16 protein-coding genes are annotated in these 19408 nt (G+C 45.6%); 7 read left to right on the top strand and 9 right to left on the bottom strand.

Annotation, left to right across the window (positions count from 1 at the left end):
* Positions 1-117 precede the first annotated feature (117 nt).
* Both ettA and ONE56_RS02420 read left to right on the top strand, forming a co-directional pair.
* Positions 118-1785, top strand: coding sequence for an energy-dependent translational throttle protein EttA (gene ettA, locus ONE56_RS02425; protein WP_041156993.1), 1668 nt, complete (start codon positions 118-120; stop codon positions 1783-1785).
* A 458-nt stretch (positions 1786-2243) separates the two neighbouring features.
* A complete protein-coding gene (locus ONE56_RS02420) occupies positions 2244-3251 on the top strand; it encodes a M23 family metallopeptidase (RefSeq protein ID WP_041156992.1) in 1008 nt (335 codons plus the stop codon).
* Between the two features lie 94 nt (positions 3252-3345).
* Here ONE56_RS02420 and tyrA read toward each other — a convergent pair whose 3' ends face one another.
* The 3 genes from tyrA to nagZ all read right to left on the bottom strand — a co-directional run bounded on the left by tyrA (position 3346) and on the right by nagZ (position 6773).
* Positions 3346-4473, bottom strand: a complete 1128-nt coding sequence (gene tyrA, locus ONE56_RS02415) for a bifunctional chorismate mutase/prephenate dehydrogenase (protein ID WP_041156991.1) — start codon at positions 4471-4473, stop codon at positions 3346-3348.
* A 27-nt stretch (positions 4474-4500) separates the two neighbouring features.
* Positions 4501-5574 (bottom strand): 3-deoxy-7-phosphoheptulonate synthase, encoded by a 1074-nt coding sequence (locus ONE56_RS02410; protein ID WP_041156990.1) that lies wholly within the window; start codon positions 5572-5574, stop codon positions 4501-4503.
* 206 nt (positions 5575-5780) lie between these two features.
* Positions 5781-6773: a beta-N-acetylhexosaminidase gene (gene nagZ, locus ONE56_RS02405; protein WP_415679551.1), complete on the bottom strand. Its 993-nt coding sequence runs from the start codon at positions 6771-6773 to the stop codon at positions 5781-5783.
* Positions 6774-6880: 107 nt separating this feature from the next.
* Here nagZ and ONE56_RS02400 point away from each other — a divergent pair, with 107 nt between their 5' ends.
* Positions 6881-7993 (top strand): anhydro-N-acetylmuramic acid kinase, encoded by a 1113-nt coding sequence (locus ONE56_RS02400; RefSeq protein ID WP_423840485.1) that lies wholly within the window; start codon positions 6881-6883, stop codon positions 7991-7993.
* A 45-nt stretch (positions 7994-8038) separates the two neighbouring features.
* Positions 8039-8965 (top strand): N-acetylmuramic acid 6-phosphate etherase, encoded by a 927-nt coding sequence (gene murQ, locus ONE56_RS02395; RefSeq protein ID WP_041156989.1) that lies wholly within the window; start codon positions 8039-8041, stop codon positions 8963-8965.
* Positions 8966-9039: 74 nt separating this feature from the next.
* Here murQ and ONE56_RS02390 read toward each other — a convergent pair whose 3' ends face one another.
* Together ONE56_RS02390 and ONE56_RS02385 are read right to left on the bottom strand one after the other, a co-directional pair.
* A complete protein-coding gene (locus tag ONE56_RS02390) occupies positions 9040-9357 on the bottom strand; it encodes a hypothetical protein (RefSeq protein ID WP_041156988.1) in 318 nt (105 codons plus the stop codon).
* A gap of 109 nt (positions 9358-9466) precedes the next feature.
* Positions 9467-9808 carry a DUF2799 domain-containing protein gene (locus ONE56_RS02385; protein WP_041156987.1) on the bottom strand — a complete coding sequence of 114 codons (342 nt, stop codon included), beginning with the start codon at positions 9806-9808 and terminating at the stop codon, positions 9467-9469.
* Positions 9809-10067: 259 nt separating this feature from the next.
* Here ONE56_RS02385 and ONE56_RS02380 point away from each other — a divergent pair, with 259 nt between their 5' ends.
* The 3 genes from ONE56_RS02380 to btsR all read left to right on the top strand — a co-directional run bounded on the left by ONE56_RS02380 (position 10068) and on the right by btsR (position 14145).
* The gene (locus ONE56_RS02380) at positions 10068-11552 is read left to right on the top strand and encodes a carbon starvation CstA family protein (protein WP_041156986.1); all 1485 of its coding nucleotides are present in this window, start codon (positions 10068-10070) and stop codon (positions 11550-11552) included.
* Between the two features lie 168 nt (positions 11553-11720).
* The gene (locus ONE56_RS02375; protein WP_331438068.1) at positions 11721-13391 is read left to right on the top strand and encodes a sensor histidine kinase; all 1671 of its coding nucleotides are present in this window, start codon (positions 11721-11723) and stop codon (positions 13389-13391) included.
* A 25-nt stretch (positions 13392-13416) separates the two neighbouring features.
* Entirely contained in the window at positions 13417-14145 is a 729-nt protein-coding gene (gene btsR, locus ONE56_RS02370) for a two-component system response regulator BtsR (RefSeq protein ID WP_041156984.1), read from the top strand.
* A 57-nt stretch (positions 14146-14202) separates the two neighbouring features.
* Here the strand turns inward: btsR and ispH are convergent, their stop codons facing one another.
* The 4 genes from ispH to ileS form a co-directional block, all read right to left on the bottom strand.
* Positions 14203-15168 carry a 4-hydroxy-3-methylbut-2-enyl diphosphate reductase gene (gene ispH / locus ONE56_RS02365; protein ID WP_423840190.1) on the bottom strand — a complete coding sequence of 322 codons (966 nt, stop codon included), beginning with the start codon at positions 15166-15168 and terminating at the stop codon, positions 14203-14205.
* A 24-nt stretch (positions 15169-15192) separates the two neighbouring features.
* A complete protein-coding gene (fkpB, locus tag ONE56_RS02360) occupies positions 15193-15624 on the bottom strand; it encodes an FKBP-type peptidyl-prolyl cis-trans isomerase (RefSeq protein ID WP_423840189.1) in 432 nt (143 codons plus the stop codon).
* Positions 15625-15749: 125 nt separating this feature from the next.
* The gene (lspA, locus tag ONE56_RS02355) at positions 15750-16250 is read right to left on the bottom strand and encodes a signal peptidase II (RefSeq protein ID WP_041156981.1); all 501 of its coding nucleotides are present in this window, start codon (positions 16248-16250) and stop codon (positions 15750-15752) included.
* 276 nt (positions 16251-16526) lie between these two features.
* The gene (gene ileS, locus ONE56_RS02350; RefSeq protein ID WP_423840188.1) at positions 16527-19355 is read right to left on the bottom strand and encodes an isoleucine--tRNA ligase; all 2829 of its coding nucleotides are present in this window, start codon (positions 19353-19355) and stop codon (positions 16527-16529) included.
* Positions 19356-19408: the final 53 nt, after the last annotated feature.

The following is a 19408-nucleotide window of genomic DNA, read 5'->3' as shown; positions in this document are numbered from 1 at the left end:
TCATATAAAAATAAGAAATCGTCTTAAAACGGAAATTCTTACCATGTGGTAACAAAACCGTGGCACTTGGTATAAAATAGAGCGTTTACATGACAGTTAATTTAGGAATGATCGGCAATGGCTGAATACGTATATACCATGTCGCGCGTGAGCAAAATCGTGCCACCTAAGCGACAAATTCTTAAAGACATCTCTCTGAGCTTCTTCCCTGGTGCAAAAATCGGTGTTTTAGGTCTGAACGGTGCAGGTAAATCGACGCTGCTACGTATCATGGCGGGTATCGATACTGATATTGACGGTGAAGCGCGTCCACAACCCGGCTTGAACGTCGGCTACCTGCCTCAGGAACCAGTGCTGGACGAATCTAAAACCGTTCGTGAAATTGTAGAAGAAGCGGTGTCAGATGTAGCAGGCGCACTGAAACGTCTAGATGAAGTATACGCAGCCTATGCAGAACCTGATGCTGACTTTGATGCTCTTGCGAAAGAACAAGGCGAGCTAGAAGCACTGATCCAAGCTAAAGATGGCCATAACTTAGATAACGCACTTGAGCGTGCCGCGGATGCACTGCGTCTACCTGAGTGGGATCAAAAGATTGCTCATCTTTCCGGTGGTGAAAGACGTCGTGTCGCTATCTGTCGCCTTCTGCTAGAAAAGCCAGATATGCTACTTCTCGACGAGCCGACCAACCACTTGGATGCCGAATCCGTTGCATGGCTAGAACGATTCTTAGTCGATTACTCAGGCACGGTTGTCGCTATCACCCACGACCGTTATTTCCTCGATAACGCTGCAGGATGGATCCTCGAACTTGACCGAGGTGAAGGCATTCCATGGGAAGGCAACTACACGTCTTGGCTAGAGCAAAAAGATGCGCGTCTGCAACAAGAAGCATCTCAAGAAAGCGCTCGCCAAAAGACCATCGAGAAAGAGTTGGAATGGGTACGCAAAAACCCTAAAGGCCGTCAGGCGAAGTCCAAAGCTCGTATGGCTCGCTTTGAAGAACTACAAACCACCGATCATCAAAAACGTAACGAGACGAACGAACTGTTCATCCCACCAGGCGAACGCTTGGGTGATAAAGTTATTGAAGTAAATAACTTAACTAAATCGTTCGACGGTCGCGTATTGATCGATGATCTCTCATTCAGCATTCCGAAAGGCGCAATTGTCGGTATTATTGGTGCCAACGGTGCTGGTAAATCGACTCTATTCAAAATGCTGAGCGGTACTGAACAACCGGATTCAGGTACGATCGAACTTGGTGATACCGTCAAACTGGCATCGGTTGAACAGTTTCGCGATTCAATGAACGATAAAAATACCGTATTCCAAGAGATCTCTGAAGGCGCTGATATCATTAAGATCAACAACTTCGAGATTCCAGCTCGAGCTTACTGTTCACGCTTCAACTTCAAAGGCTCAGACCAACAAAAAGTTATTGGTGAACTATCTGGTGGTGAACGTAACCGTGTACATCTAGCGAAGCTGCTAAAAGCGGGTGGCAACGTATTATTACTCGATGAGCCAACCAACGACCTGGATGTTGAAACACTGCGTGCACTAGAAGAAGCACTGCTAGAGTTCCCTGGTTGTGCAATGGTTATCTCACACGACCGTTGGTTCCTTGACCGTATTGCCACGCACATTATCGACTACCGTGATGAAGGACAAGTGAACTTCTACGAAGGTAACTACACGGAATACATGGACTGGTTGAAGAAAACACTGGGCCCTGAAGCTGCAGAACCTCACCGCATCAAATATAAACGTATTACAAAATAGATACGTGAGAGCAGCGTCTCCAGTGATTGTTCTCAAGCTTTGATTGTAATTTGTACAAAGGCCGCTATTATAGCGGCCTTTCTTGCTTTACTCATTGCTGTCGCGGCGACCAAACTCTTTGAATATGGAGTTCGCATTTTTCTGTGTACAGCAACCGTAAAGCGTACATTGCTTTAGAGCTGGCTCGGTGTTTTCTTAAACACAGTTGAACACTTTTTGTTCTACTTGATATACTACTCAGCCGATTTTCTTGATTATGATACCGTTTCACTTCGGTATAAATTAGGAATGACACAAACGATTCGGTGTTGCATTCATATCTGTAACGCTTTTGGATGCGGTAATCATACCGCTTATAGGCCAATTGGATGTCGGCGACCACGACCTTCTTAAACGACGGTGCATTGAGTTCACTTCGCTTTTTAGAAGGGCACAAACTAATCGAAAAAATAATAACTATGTCTAAAAAAATCATCATGCAGATACCGACAAAAAAAGGTGATCAGCACTTTTATTTGGGCCGCTTTTCGGTCCTAGCTATTGTCGCTTCGGTTATCACTTTACCAGCCGTCCTAGGTGGCGCGTGGTATATGAATCAACATCAACTGAACAATCAGAATGAGTTAATTCAAACCATAGCAAAGCTAGAAAGCGAGAAAGCAGAAATGACTGCCCTTTACGAAGAGCAAGTTGATACCAATCATATTCTGTCTCAATCTTTAACAGATAAAGATGGCGAGATTCAAATATTAGGTAAGCGCGTATTCGATGTCGAATCTGTGCTCGGTCTTGCTGACGAAGACATGATGGACAACACAAACCAACAAGCATTAGAAGAAAGGATTGATGCCGCGGCGATCGACTCTGCGGTTCGCGCGACCATGTTTCGTCTGATCCCAAATGACAGTCCAATGAGATACAATCGAGTTTCGTCTCCATTTGGTAGACGTACTCACCCTATCTCAGGAAGACAAAAAGTACATACGGGAATTGATTTGACTTGCGATCAGGGCAAGACCATCTATGCGCCAGCCGATGGCGTAGTGGATATCGCGCGTTGGGGGTACTCTGGTTACGGCAACTACATCACTTTACGCCACTCATTTGGGTTTAGTAGCGTCTATGCTCACCTACGCCATTTCTCAGTGAAAAATGGTCAGTTTGTCAGTAAAGGAGACGTCATTGCTCAATGCGGCAACTCTGGAAACTCCACAGGCCCTCACCTGCATTATGAAGTTCGTTTTTTAGGCAAAGCATTGAACCCGAAGTATTTCATGGACTGGACACCAGAAAACTTCAACTCGGTCTTCGAAAAAGAACACAAAGTAAAATGGGGCCCGCTGGTGCAATTGATTGATAACGTCGTTCGTCTTCAAATCAACTTGACTAACTCCCCTTATCGAGACAACAGCATCGATACTGCGTCGAACCCAAATAAGAAAGAGAGTGAAACCTCAGTGAACTGATTGCATGAGGTCGATAGTCATTAGATAGACGATAAAAAAGAGCAGCCTAGCTGCTCTTTTTCGGTTTCGTCATTCGGGATATACCGTGTCAACCTCATCCACGATGAATGTTGTCGTTAGCTTGCTTGAGCAAGTTTTGGCTTTCATTCATGAACTGCTGTGAGTACCCGCCAAACCAATCACTCACCTGTTTAAAGCTTTCTACAAACTTGGCTTTATCTTGACCATCCAAAATCGCCACAGCGTCGCCTAAGCGTTGATGGAATCGCTTGATCATGTCGATGTTCTCTTGCGATGAGAAAATAATATCGCCATACAAGTTCGGATCCTGCCCAAACAGTCGCCCAACCATTGCTAACTCAAGACGATAGATAGGGGAGCTGAGCTTCAACAATTGGTCAATATTGGGGTTCTCTTTACTTAAGTGCATGCCGTAAGCAAAGGAAGTAAAGTGACGCAATGCCTGAATTAATGTCATGCCATGATCGTGCTCTTCCGCTTCAATCTGACACAAACTTGCGCCCCAAATGCTAAATTGTTGCAGCAACCATTGGTAATGTTCACTACCACGGCCATCACAGTACACAACAACTTGCTTTGCAAGACTCGGCACATCTGGACCAAACATAGGGTGCAGTCCCACAACTGGCCCAGCATGTACTTTAAGCATCGCTTGTAATGGCTTGGACTTGATCGATGTGAAGTCACACAAAATACAATCTTCTGGCAGGTTATCAAGCTTCTCAATCACACCTTCAGTCAAATGAATCGGAACGGTAACGACCACCAGACCAGCATCTTTCAAGATATCATCGGCATGTTCCCAATCTTTACTACCGAGTACTTTCACTTGGTAGCCCGATAATTTGAACATGCGGCCAAATAATCCGCCCAGTTGCCCATTACCGCCAATAATCACAACTGAGCGTAGTTCAGGATTCAAACACTTAAAACCGGAATCTTTCTCGCTGGCATAAGACTCACGCATAGTACGACGAAGAATATCTTCTATCAGTTGAGGGGGTATCCCCATTTTTTCGGCTTCAGCTCGGCGAGAGGCCAACATCGCAGCTTCGCGGTCAGGGGCATAAATTGGCAAGCCGTGCTCGCTTTTTACTTCCCCGACTTTTTCTACCAAAGCTAAACGCTGAGACAAAAGCTCCAGCATTTGCTTGTCCACTGCATCAATCTGATCGCGTAATGCGTTAAGTTCAACTGCCATTGATGTTCCTTAAATAAGTTCCCGTTTTTAACCTTTTAGACGATTTTCTAGGAAAGGCACTAGCTCTTCGTGAGCGTGACGTAATAGTGCCTCAGTAGAGTCCCAATTGATACACGCGTCGGTGATAGATACGCCGTATTTCATTTCATCCAGTTTAATATCAGAAGGTTGATTACCTTCATTAATATGACTTTCAATCATTAGACCAATGATGGATTTATTACCTTCACGAATTTGGTGAATCACATCCTCTGCGACGAGAGGTTGGCGACGGTAATCTTTACGAGAGTTTGCATGGCTACAATCCACCATCAACGAAGCGTCTAAGCCAGATTGCGCCATTTCTTGTTCACACTCATTAACGGAAACTGAATCGTAGTTGGTTTGTTTACCACCACGTAAAATAACATGACCGTTTTTATTACCTTGAGTGGTAAGAAGAGCCACCTGACCTTCGCGGTTAATCCCCATAAAACGATGGCTAGAAGATGCGGCTTGCATCGCATTGATAGCGGTAGATAAGCTGCCGTCAGTACCGTTTTTAAAACCGATTGGCATAGACAAACCACTGGCCATTTCACGGTGAGTCTGGGATTCTGTTGTACGCGCGCCAATCGCAGCCCAGCTGAACGTATCCGCTAAGTATTGCGGACTAATTGGGTCTAGCGCTTCAGTGGCAAGAGGAATGTCCATTTCAGCCAACTCAACCAATAGTTCGCGTCCCACGTGTAAGCCGTGCTCAATATCAAAGCTACCATCCAAGTGAGGGTCATTGATCAAGCCTTTCCAACCTACGGTCGTACGAGGCTTTTCAAAGTAAACGCGCATAACAATATACAGTTGGTCGCTTAGTTGCTCAGACAATGCTTTTAGACGTTTAGCGTACTCTTTTGCCGCCTCTACATCATGGATAGAACATGGCCCACACACCACTAGCAGACGATGGTCTTTTTTATGAATGATGTTAGCAATAGTTTGGCGAGACTCTTGGATAAAGCGACGTGCTTTATCACTCAGAGGAAGTTTGACTTTTAACTCATCAGGTGTGATTAACACCTGCTCTTCGATGATGTTGATATCGCTCAATTCACTTTTTTGCATAACTCTGACCTGTATATTTTAATTTACACCCAACCAAACTCTTGGTGAGCTAACTAAGCTTTTAGAACAAGATAACAGGCTATCCAAGAAAAACAAGTGTACACAATAAAAAACATTTAACGTAAATCAAAGTTTACACTTAAATTAAATCTGGAGCAGACTACACTCGAAATAAAAAGAGAAAGTTTGCTTCGATGCCATGTCCATCAGTCACGTGAATCCGTTAACCGTTTCATTGCTTCTGTCGCCGCTTTCCATTCTTGAGATAACTTGAGCTCACTTAAGGAAACGCTCTGTTTCTTCAACAAAGATGTCGCCAAGACAACGTTTGAAATAGGTAAGTTGTCTAGCACTTCCACTTGGGCCTGACGCTTATTGCACATTAACAGCATATCACATCCCGCCTTTTGCGCTTGGCTTGCTCGCTCTGCGGGGCCTCCCATGATCGCCGCGCCCTCCATGGTCAAATCATCAGAAAAGATCAGTCCTTTGAAACCAAGCTGTTGACGTAATATTTGTTTTAACCAATATTCAGAACCACTGGCTGGTTGAGAATCATAATTTGGATAAATCACATGAGCAGGCATCATGGCGTCCAGTATTCCTGAATCAATCTGCGATTTGAATATCGCCATGTCGAGTTCAAAAATATCACTGCGGTCATCATAGGGAGTCTCTAGATGTGAGTCGGCAATCACACCACCATGGCCTGGAAAATGTTTACCCGTGGTTGCCATTCCAATGCTTTTCATCCCTTGCATATAAGCACTGCTGTGGCGAAGGATCGTATCAACATCGTCACCAAAAGCCCGACTACCAATTGCTTTACATTGATGCCCTTTATCTAAGACAGGGGCAAAACTGAGATCAATATCATGAGCAATCAACTCCGCCGCCATCAACCAACCGCCCATTCGAGCAAGCTCCTCCCCGTTTGAATGCTTAGCATACTCATCCGCAGCAGGGATAATTGAGAAGCCCTCACGAAAACGCTGTACCCTCCCCCCTTCTTGATCAACACCAATCAAAATCGGACGTTTTGCCGCTTTACGAATTGATTTAGTCAGTGCTTGAAGTTGCGCACTGTCGTGGTAATTTCGCGCAAATAGGATCAACCCTCCAACGGTAGGATGCTGTAAAATCTCTCTGTCTTCAGCAGTCAGTTCATAGCCTGCAACATCAACCCATAACGGACCCATTTTCTCTCCTCAAATATCTGGTACGGAATGAGGTTATTCGCTTAAGATTTGCTTTACAATAAACAAATGAAGAATTGACGGGATCGACTGTGAATTTTAACGAGACGGTGAATGTAAAAGAACACTACATAGGTGTAATGTCCGGCACCAGTATGGATGGAGTGGATACCGCTTTAGTCGAAATAGAGGGCGATCACGTTCGCTTACTCGCGCACGATGACTATCCCATGCCAGAAAACATCAAACAGATACTACTATCAGTGTGCACAGGACAAAGTACAAATCTAAAAGTGCTCGGTGAACTTGACCACCGGCTTGGCCATTTATTTGCAGACGCAATACTGCAATTACTGGAGAAATCCGGCTATAAGGCAAACCAAATTCGCGCGATTGGCAACCATGGTCAAACCGTGTTCCACCAGCCAAGTGGCGCATGTCCCTTCACCACTCAATTAGGCGATGCCAATATCATCGCAGTGAAGACCGACATTGACACCGTTGCGGACTTTCGTCGTAAAGATATGGCGCTTGGAGGACAAGGTGCCCCTCTGGTCCCCGCCTTCCATAAGAGTATTTTTGCGCCGCAAGACTCGACGACTATCGTGCTAAACATTGGTGGTATCGCCAATATTTCCGTATTACACCCACAGCAGCCAGTGATCGGTTATGACACGGGTCCCGGTAATATGCTGATGGATGCTTGGTGTGACGTCCATACCAAGAAGGGATTCGATAAAGACGCAAAATTTGCGCGGCAAGGACGCGTGAACCAAGCCTTGCTTGTACAGTTACTGCGAGAGCCTTATCTCTCGCTTTCCGCGCCAAAAAGTACCGGTCGTGAGTTGTTTAATATCGACTGGCTGCGCTCTCAAATTGGCGATCTCCAGTTAAGCGCGGAAGACATACAGCGAACATTATGTGAGTACTCTGCGATCACGATGGCCAATGAAGTCGAGAAGTATGCGTCTGGAGCATCGCCACAACTCTTGGTTTGCGGAGGTGGCGCGCGTAACCCACTTCTCATGGAGCGTTTGTCTGCATTATTGCCACAATGGCAAGTCGCCACAACAACAGAGAAAGGGGTGAATGGCGATTACATGGAAGCTATGGCATTTGCCTGGCTAGCGCAGCGTCACATTCATGGCTTACCGAGTAACTTGCCGGAAGTTACTGGCGCAAGTCGCCTCGCTTCACTCGGTGTACTCTATCCCAAAAACTAAACGTAACTAAAGAGTCCCGACTCGTCAGACAAGGTTTATTTTATTATGACAAATGATGCTCTTATTGCCGCTATCTCTCAACTTGTGTCTGAAGGGCGCAATCCAGAGACCATGGATATCGATTTATTGCCTTCACTCGATATTGTCCAGCGGATCAACCAACAAGACAAACAAGTTCCACTGGCCGTGGAGCAAGTGCTGCCTGAAATCGCACAAGCGGTTGATAAAATCACAGACGCATTTCAAGCTGGTGGCCGACTGGTGTATTTAGGGGCTGGTACAAGTGGTCGCCTAGGCGTACTCGATGCGTCAGAATGCCCACCCACGTTTGGGGTGTCTGATAAAATGGTGATTGGGCTTATAGCCGGTGGACCAGAAGCGATTTTAAAAGCGAAAGAAGGCGCTGAAGACTCGCCCCAACTTGGTGAACAAGATCTAAAAGACATTCACTTCAGCGATAAAGATGTCGTCGTAGGAATCGCTGCCAGCGGTCGCACACCTTATGTCATTGGTGGTTTAGAGTACGCCAATGACATTGGTGCGACGACCGTGGCTCTGTCTTGTAATCCTGACTCACCCATTGCCGATATTGCAGATATCGCAATTAGCCCTGTCGTTGGCCCAGAAGCGTTAACGGGATCTACCCGATTGAAATCAGGTACCGCGCAGAAACTGGTACTGAATATGCTCACTACGGCCAGTATGATCCGCATTGGGAAGAGCTACCAAAACCTTATGGTGGATGTAAAAGCGACTAACGACAAGCTGATCGCACGTGCCGCTCGTATTGTCATGCAAGCCACAGACTGCGAAAAAGAACAGGCAAAGAGCATGCTCAAACAAACCAATTATGATGTAAAACTGGCGATCTTAATGATCCTCACTGATCTGGATATTGATACAGCGAGACAACAGCTTTCTCATCAAGATGGATTCCTACGCAAAGCGGTAGAAAGTCAGCAAAATAAATAGCTTAGAAAAGACAAATAGCGGGAATAGAGATCAAAGGTGACGCCCTGCCACCTTTTGTTCTCTTTCGCCAAACCCTAGTCTTCATACAGCCATTCATCCACCTGACGATTGATCTCGTTGTTGGCTTTGCGTTTGATATGTTCAGGTTCCGCGATATGCTTCACGTCATCCACTTTATCCGTGTACTTACTGGTCGCTTTGTTCACCTCACGCTTGGCTTGGTTCTCAACGTAAGTACCGCTGTTAATTTCATTAATGTTACGTTTGGTATTATTCAGCGTGTTTTTACTGTGTTCAATTTTTCGCTTCGCTTTGATTGTGTCTTTCAATACATTAGATGCATTGGCCATTAACGGCAGCATGACTAAAACAAGGCACACGTACTTCTTCATATCTCGACTCCAGTCTCGATCTCAATGATGAGAGTAAAGCACAGTTATCCAACGTCGATGTTAAATACGCATCAAATATCACATACTTCACAAGCGAAACGAACGCAAACTAGTTATTGTATTCATTCCAGCCACGTTGCCATTCCATACGGAACTTTTGTGCTTGCTTAGTGCCTTCACAAACACCGGTATAGTATTGACCCGACAATCCAATTTGATACGCAAAATCCGGATTGCAATATTCTGTCACGCCTTCGAGATACCCCTGGTCATAGTCCCCTTGATTAACACTGCCTAATTTTTTTAACTCGTTCATGGTTTTGGATGTATGGCCTGTAATTCCATCTTGATAACCTATTTGATACCAATCACCCGCCTGAGCCAGCTCTTGTGTCGTTGCTGTGCAACCCACGAGTAAAGCCAACACGATACCTAACGCTGCTTGTTTCATTTCTTATCCTTAACACTTTGTTTTCTTAACTAAGCTTACCACTAATTATCCACTTTAGCCGTTCATCCCTGATGTTCTGCCGCTGACATATCACTTCAACCACTCAGCAAGGCTAAAAACCACTCACGAGTAATATCGACCACTCACCCCCCTATTCGACCACTCACCGACTAAGCCAATGCACTTTCCATCTGCTGAGAATATTATGCATTCTGAAATTAAAACAATTACCCTACCCTACAGAACAAGGACAATTGCTATGATGTGGTTTCTAACCTGTGTCGCAGCCCTCATCGGCGGATACTTCATCTACGGCGCTTTCGTTGAGAAAATCTTCGGCATTAATGAAAAACGCCAAACACCTGCTCATACTAAAGCAGATGGTGTTGACTACGTTCCAATGTCAACCAAAAAAGTTTACCTCGTTCAGCTACTTAATATCGCTGGCGTAGGCCCAATCTTTGGCCCAATCATGGGTGCACTTTACGGTCCAGCAGCAATGTTGTGGATTGTCGTTGGTTGTATCTTTGCTGGCGCAGTCCACGATTACTTCTCTGGTATGCTTTCAGTTCGTAACGGTGGAGCCTCTGTCCCAACCATTACGGGTCGTTACTTAGGCAATGGCGCAAAACACTTTATGAACATCTTTGCCATTGTTCTGCTGCTTCTTGTTGGTGTGGTATTCGTATCCGCGCCTGCTGGCATGATCACCAACCTAATCAACGATCAAACTAGCCTAAGCGTCAGCATGACAACGATGGTTATTGCGATTTTTGCTTACTACATCATCGCAACTATCGTTCCTGTAGATAAAATCATCGGCCGCTTTTACCCACTGTTTGGCGCGCTATTAATCTTCATGTCTGTTGGCCTAATGACGGCGGTTGCCTTCTCTAGTGAGCACACTGTCATGGGTGATTTCCAGGTGTCAGACATGCTGTCTAACCTCAACCCAAATGATATGCCGCTATGGCCTGCACTGTTCATCACTATCGCATGTGGTGCAATCTCTGGCTTCCACGCAACTCAGTCCCCACTGATGGCGCGTTGCATGGAAAACGAGAAAAACGGTCGCTTTGTATTCTTCGGTGCAATGATTGGTGAAGGTATTATCGCGCTAATCTGGTGTGCAATCGCTCTGTCTTTCTTCGATTCACTAGAAGGTCTTCAAGCAGCCGTGGCTAACGGTGGTCCTGGAAATGTGGTTTATAGCGCATCATTCGGTCTACTTGGAGTATTCGGCGGTATCATCGCGTTCCTAGGTGTGGTTATCCTACCGATTACTTCAGGTGACACTGCGTTCCGCTCAAGCCGTCTGATTCTTGCTGAATACTTCAACATGGAACAGAAAACACTCCGTAACCGCCTACTAATGGCTCTTCCATTGTTCGTTATCGGTGGCATCCTGACTCAAGTAGACTTCGGTGTCATCTGGCGTTACTTCGGTTTTGCCAACCAAACCACAGCGGTAATGATGCTTTGGACAGCGTCGGCTTACCTACTACGCCACAACAAACTGCACTGGATTACCACAGTTCCAGCGATGTTCATGACCACCGTGTGTGCAACCTTCATTTTGAACAACAGTTCACTAGGTTTTGGTCTGCCGATGCAAGTGTCAACCATTGCAGGTATCATCTTCTCACTAGCAGTAACGGCTTATGTAATTAAAATCTCGAAAGGGAAAGGCGAAACGGAACTGGCAGACGAAGAGAAACCACAAGCGGTTTCAGAAACTGCTTAAATCATTCTCAATGATTGACTGATTGAGACCAAGAGCCTGCTCATTGCAGGCTCTTTTTGTTTGATATCTAAGTGACTGGTTTTATACCTAAGTGACCTTAAAAAGTGAACAAAACTCTGAGGGTATTTAGGTATACAATAACAGCATTCATTTTAGGTTAGGTTCGCTATGGAACTGATTATTTCTCTATTGCAACAAATGTGTGTGTACTTGGTACTGGCTTACATGCTGAGTAAAACCCCGATTATCTTACCGTTGCTCAGTATTTCGTCTCGTCTTAGTCATCGCTTAATTTGTTATGTACTCTTTTCTGGCTTTTGTATTCTCGGCACCTATTTTGGTTTGCACATCAACGATGCTATCGCCAATACCCGGGCGATTGGTGCGGTTATGGGTGGGCTATTCGGCGGGCCAGTTGTTGGCTTTGCAGTTGGCTTCACTGGTGGTATTCACCGCTATTCACTGGGCGGTTTTACTGATCTCGCTTGCGCTATCTCAACGACCGCAGAAGGTGTGATCGGCGGCTTGCTGCATGTCTATCTCACCAAGCGTAATAAGGGAGCGGTATTGTTTAACCCGAGCGTGGTATTCAGCGTGACGTTCGTTGCAGAAATCGTGCAAATGCTTCTATTACTGGCAGTGGCAAAACCGTTTGATCAAGCTTATGAGTTAGTGTCGGCCATTGCAGCACCGATGATCATTGCTAACTCGTTCGGCGCTGCGCTCTTTATGAGCATTCTACAAGACCGTAAAACGATTTTTGAAAAATACTCCGCCACCTTCTCCCGTAGGGCATTAACTATTGCTGATCGCTCCGTGGGTATAATAAGTAATGGCTTCAATACCGAAAACGCAAAGAAAATCGCACGCATTATTTATGAAGAAACCAATGTAGGCGCTGTTGCTATCACGGACAAAGAGAAGATTTTAGCGTTTGTTGGTATCGGAGACGATCACCATAAACCCAACACACCGATTTCATCGCAAAGTACTTTGGACTCGATGGAGCAAAACGACATCATTTATCTTGATGGCACAGAACGTCCTTACCAATGTTCACTAGCGAGAGACTGTAAATTAGGCTCCGCACTGATTATTCCCCTTCGTGCGGGCGATACCGTCATCGGTACCATCAAACTCTATGAACCCAAGAGAAAACTGTTTTCAACAGTCAATAAGTCGATGGGAGAAGGGATCGCCCAGTTGCTCTCGAGCCAGATCTTATATGGCGACTACCAGCAACAACAAGCTTTACTCGCACAAGCCGAAATTAAGCTACTGCATGCTCAGGTCAACCCACACTTTCTATTCAATGCGCTCAATACCATCAGTGCCATCACTCGTCGCGATCCAGACAAAGCACGTGAGCTTATACAAAACTTATCGCACTTCTTCCGTAGCAACTTAAAACAAAACATCAATACAGTGACATTAAAAGAAGAACTCGCCCATGTGAACTCGTATCTGAGCATAGAAAAAGCGCGCTTTACCGACCGACTAGAAGTTGAAATAAACATTGAGCCAGAATTACTGGACATCAAGTTGCCAAGCTTTACACTGCAGCCCTTGGTAGAGAACGCCATTAAACACGGCATCTCAAACATGTTGGAAGGTGGTAAAGTAAAAATATACAGCCATCCGACTCCCGAAGGCCATCAGATCACAGTGGAAGACAACGCAGGCAGCTTTGAACCACCAAAAGAGGACCACTCTGGTCTAGGATTGGAAATCGTTGATAAACGACTGACTAATCAATTTGGGCGTGACTCAGCGCTAAAAATTACCAGTGAGAAGCATCAATTTACTAAAATGAGCTTTATCATTCCTGCGAAAACTTAAACGCTCAAGTAAAAGGTAGTATCAGATGTTAACCGCACTCGTCATTGATGATGAACAGTTTGCTCGTGAAGAACTGTCAGAGTTATTAGCTGAAACTGGTCAAGTCGACGTCATTGGTGACGCATCAAATGCGATTTTAGGCTTGAAGAAAATCAATGAACTCAAGCCTGACGTCGTGTTTTTGGACATTCAAATGCCTCAGGTCACAGGGATCGAGTTACTCGGTATGCTTGACCCCGAGACCATGCCTTATGTAGTGTTTGTTACCGCGTATGATCAGTATGCGATTCAAGCTTTCGAAGATAATGCTTTTGATTACTTACTCAAGCCCGTCGACCCTTCACGTTTAAATAAAACGGTGAAGCGTCTGCACAAAAACATCAATCAATCCGCATTGACCCAACAGTTTTCCGCTCTTGTACCGGAGACGTTAGATCAAATCCCATGCATTGGCCATAACCGTATCGTCATCATGTCAACCGATACGGTTGAATGCGCGTACAGTGATATCAGTGGTGTACATGTTCGCTCTGCGACTCAAACCGCCAGCACACAATTAACCCTTAAGACCATTGAAGAAAAAACCTTACTCGTTCGTTGCCACCGTCAGTACTTGGTCAGCATCAAAGCCATTAGTGAAATCAAATTATTAGAAAACGGCTTAGCGGAGATCATCACGACAACGGGATTTGAAATCCCAGTGAGCCGTCGTTACCTGAAAGTACTCAAAGAGCTGCTGGGTATTAGTCTCTAGGCTCTAACAACCAAAAAGTAAAAAGGCGACCCGGAGGTCGCCTTTTGCTGATTCGTATTAGTCAACTTGCTTGATTTGCAACTCTTTGGGCACTTCAAAAAACATGTTCTCTTCACGGCCTAATACCTCATCAACCGCACGCGCGCCAACCATCTCTTTAATACGCTCAAGGATTTGGTTCACCAACTCTTCCGGTGCGGAAGCGCCTGCGGTGACCCCTACTTTGGTTTTGCCTTCAAACCATTCTGGTTTGATATCTTCAGGGCAGTCAGTTAGATAACCAGGAGTCCCCAGCTTCTCAGCCAGCTCTTTCAAGCGTGTTGAGTTAGACGAGTTCTTCGAGCCAACGACAACCATCACATCCACATCGCTTGCTAACTCACGCACGGCATCTTGACGGTTTTGTGTCGCGTAGCAGATATCGTCTTTACGCGGCCCTTGAATATCAGGGAATACACGGCGTAGTTCATCGATAACATCGGCGGTTTCATCCACAGAGAGCGTTGTCTGGCTTACGTAGTGAAGCTCTGACGGATCTTTTACGATATTTTTTAGCTTCTCTACATCGGCGGGCGTTTCTACCAGGTACATGCCACCCGTTTCACTGGAGTATTGCCCCATCGTGCCTTCTACTTCTGGGTGTCCGGCATGGCCAATCAATACGACTTCCATGTTGCGACGGCTTGCTCGCGCCACTTCCATATGCACTTTTGTTACCAATGGACACGTCGCGTCGAATACGGTTAAATCGCGCTGTTTCGCTTCTTGTCGCACGGCTTGTGAGACACCATGAGCAGAAAAAATCACAATGTTGTTATCAGGTACTTCGTGCAACTCTTCCACAAAAATCGCACCGCGTTGTTTTAGCCCTTCAACCACAAAACGGTTGTGCACCACTTCATGACGGACATAAATCGGCGGTTGATACATCTCTAGCGCACGTTCTACGATGCTAATCGCACGGTCAACACCTGCACAAAAACCGCGCGGGTTAGCTAATAGGATTTTCATTTCATTGCTCATGGAAATTATCTTTAATTGGGTTCGCTATTCTACTGACAAAATCTCAACTTCGAAAGTCACGTCTTGCGCTGCTAAGGGATGGTTAAAATCTACGGTCACAGAATCACCCGCGATTTCAGTAATTATACCGGGAATTTCCATCCCATCCGGACCGCTAAATGCCATGATAGTACCGACCTCTACTTCCGCGTCACCAACAAATTTGGTGCGATCCATATGATGGATATGATCGGGATTCGGCATGCCAAATGCGTCTTCGGCTTTTAACTCAATCGCTCTTTGTTCACCTGTTGGCAAACCGATCAGGCACTGCTCAAAGTTTTCGCTTAGGCTACCATCACCCATGACAAATTTAGCTGGTTTGCCCATGTTATGCGTACTGTCAGCTACCGAACCATCTTTCATTTTTATTGTAAAATGCAGTGTTACTACAGAGTCTTTGGTTATTGTTGTCACGTTACGGCTTCCTTGTTCGAATTCAGCGCATTTGAATTGGTCTTTGATGTGCGCTCCAACATAATAAAAAGCGCCGCACGAATCAACGGACGACGCCTAAGGTTATTCAATATTGTCGGTGCGGTTTACTTATCCGACTCTTTTTTACGAAATCCATCCAGGATGATCATCGCCGCCCCCGCACAAATGGCCATATCGGCAAGATTGAATGCGGGCCAGTGGTAAGTCCCCCAATAGAAATCCAGGTAATCCACCACAAAACCGTGAATCACGCGATCGAAGACATTACCTACTGCACCACCAATAATCATGGCATAGGCGATATTGTTCCATTTTTCTTTCGCTGGAAGCTTACTCATCCAGTAAGTCAACAGCCCCGAAACAATAAAGGCAATCGCGGTAAACAACCAACGCTGCCAACCTTCTTGATCACTCAAAAAACTAAAAGCTGCACCGTAATTATGGACATACAGAAGGTTAAAGAATGGCAGTATCTCAATCCGATTTGCCCAGCCATACCCCATGTTGTTCATCACGACGAACTTGATGCCAATATCAGCCAAAAAAATTACGATCGCTAGCCACAGCCAACGTACACCGGATTGTTTTAATGGAATATTACTCATTACTAGCCCTATTTAAATCAACTAACCCACCGCAAACATCGTTATTTCCACAAATATGGATCAAACATGGATACAGAGCATAATCGATCATTATTACTCTATGAGCCCAACTCATTCGTTATATCCTTGTCAGAATGAGACGGAGAACTCTCAGCGACACTGTTTGGGAGACAAAAATAACCCCAGAAAGTCCTGGGGTTATATAATTGCTAACATGTTCCACAATGTGTGAATACCCTAGATTATTGGTGTAGTTGCAACACCAACAACGAGTATTTACGCGAACTTACGAACTTCGCCTTCTCCGTCAACGTTTGACACACAGCGACCACAGATTGTCTCGTGACCCGCAATAGTGCCTACGTCAGGCGTGTGGTGCCAACAACGATCACACTTCTCAGCTTCAGTTGCTTTCACTTCGACAAACAGACCGTCAATGTCCGTTGCTTGTGCCGCGTCTGATTTCTCGTTCAGTGGTTTCACGGTTGCAGAAGAAGTAAGTAGAACAAAGCGTAGTTCATCTTCTAGCTTGCTAATTTTCGCAGCCAGTGCATCATCTGCATATAAGGTCAACTCAGCCTGTAGAGAGCCACCAATGGTTTTCTCAGAACGAGCAGCTTCAAGCAGTTTGTTCACCGCGCTACGAACATGCTGGATTTCGCTCCAGAAATCGTTGTTTAGCTCTTCACCTTCTGCCAGACCAAACAGGCCTTCAAACCACTCGCCACAGAAAACAAACTTCTCACGTTCACCTGGCATTTCGTTCCAGATTTCATCGGCAGTAAATGACATGATAGGTGCCATCCAGCGAACAAGCGCTTCGACGATGTAGTAAAGCGCTGTCTGACAGCTGCGTTGAGCGTTGCCGCCACGTTTTGCTGTGTACTGACGGTCTTTAATAACATCGAGGTAGAAAGAGCCCATTTCGATAGAGCAGAAGTGCATTAGACGCTGCATAACGGCATGCGTGTTGTACTCTTCGTACGCTTTAACGATCTCTTCTTGCGCAGCAAGTGCTCGACCTACAGCCCAGCGATCCAGAGCAACCATTTCTTCCGCAGGAACAATATCCGTTTCTGGGTTGAAACCACTTAGGTTGGCTAGGAAGAAGCGAGAGGTATTACGGATACGACGGTATGCATCTGCACTACGTTTTAGGATTTCATCAGAAACCGCCACTTCACCAGTGTAGTCAGTAGAAGCAACCCACAAACGCAAGATATCTGCGCCTAGCTTGTTGGTTACGTCTTTTGGCGCAACCACGTTACCGATCGATTTCGACATCTTACGGCCATGACCATCAACCACGAAACCGTGTGTCAGTACTTGCTTGTATGGAGCTTCGTCTTTCATCGCAATAGATGAAATGAGCGAAGACTGGAACCAACCACGGTGTTGGTCAGAACCTTCTAAGTATAGGTCTGCGCTGTTGCCGTTGTACTCTTCACGTGCATCAACCACTGAGAAGTGAGTGACACCTGAGTCGAACCATACGTCTAGTGTATCAAGCACTTTTTCGTATTGGTCTGCGTCTGCACCGAGTAGCTCAGCGGCATCAACATCCCACCATGCTTGGATGCCTTTCTCTTCAACCAACTTCGCGACTTTTTCAATCAGCTCTAGAGTGTTTGGATGAAGTTCTGATGTTTCTTTATGAACAAACAGAGCGATTGGCACACCCCAAGTACGTTGACGAGAGATACACCACTCTGGGCGACCTTCGATCATACCTTCGATACGGCTTTGCCCCCACTCAGGCATCCACTGAACACCTTTGATCGCTTCTAGTGCTTTTGCACGTAGGCCTGCTTGGTCCATTGATACAAACCACTGAGGCGTTGCGCGGAAGATGATTGGAGTCTTATGACGCCAACAATGCGGGTAGCTATGCTCGTAAGCGTGGTGATGCAGTAACGCACCTTTTTCTTTTAGCGTTTCAACCACAGCATCATTGGCTTTGAATACATGCTGACCAGCAAATAGCTCAGTGTCTGGTAGATAAACACCATTTGAACCCACTGGGTTTGCCACTTCTAGGTTGTATTTATTACCAACCGCAAAGTCTTCCTGACCGTGACCAGGTGCCGTATGAACCACACCAGTACCTGAATCCGTCGTTACGTGATCGCCAAGGATCGCAGGAACAGTGAAGTCGTAGAATGGATGTTGGAACTGAGAAAGTTCTAGATCCGCACCTTTAGCAAAACCAAGGTTATGGAAGTGCTCGATACCCGCGCGATCCATGACGTCTTTGGCGAGTTCAGCCGCAACGATGATACGTTCAGGTTGCTCGCCTTCAACTTGGATAAGTACATATTCAAGATCATCACGTAGACAAACTGCACGGTTAGCAGGAAGCGTCCAAGGTGTTGTCGTCCAGATGACAATAGAGATATCACCTTTACCTTCATGGCCTTCAGTCAGCTCAAACTTAGACAGAAGCGCAGCTTCGTCCGCTGTCTTAAAGCGTACATCGATAGATGGCGAGACTTTATCTTTGTATTCCACTTCCGCTTCAGCAAGAGCTGAACCACAATCCGTACACCAGTGAACAGGTTTGAAACCTTTTAGTAGGTGACCGTTGCTCGCGATTTTACCAAGCGCACGGATGATGTTTGCTTCAGTTGCAAAATCCATGGTGCGGTATGGTTTATCCCACTCACCCATGATACCAAGACGTTTGAAGCTCTCTTTCTGACCTTCAACCTGACCTGCTGCGTATTCGCGACATTTCTCGCGGAATTCTGCTGCCGTCACTTTTTGGCCTGGCTTGCCGACTTTCTTTTCTACCATTAACTCAATAGGCAGACCGTGACAGTCCCAACCAGGAATATATGGTGCGTCAAAACCTGAAAGTGTTTTGGATTTAATAATAATGTCTTTAAGAATCTTGTTTAGTGCGTGACCAATGTGAATGTCACCATTTGCATAAGGAGGGCCATCGTGCAACACGAATGACTTTTTGCCTTTTTTAGCTTTACGGATTTCACCGTAAAGATCTTCTTTGTACCAACGCTTTAGCATTTCTGGTTCACGATTCGCCAGATTGCCGCGCATTGGAAACCCTGTTTCAGGTAAATTCAGGGTATCTTTATACTCACTCATCGATTCTTAATTCCGTTATATTGGGCGAAAATTAGACATTATATTGAACGGTG

The organism is Vibrio mytili (genome assembly GCF_049563345.1).
Classification (GTDB): domain Bacteria; phylum Pseudomonadota; class Gammaproteobacteria; order Enterobacterales; family Vibrionaceae; genus Vibrio; species Vibrio mytili.
This window is presented reverse-complemented; position numbering and strand designations above follow the sequence as displayed.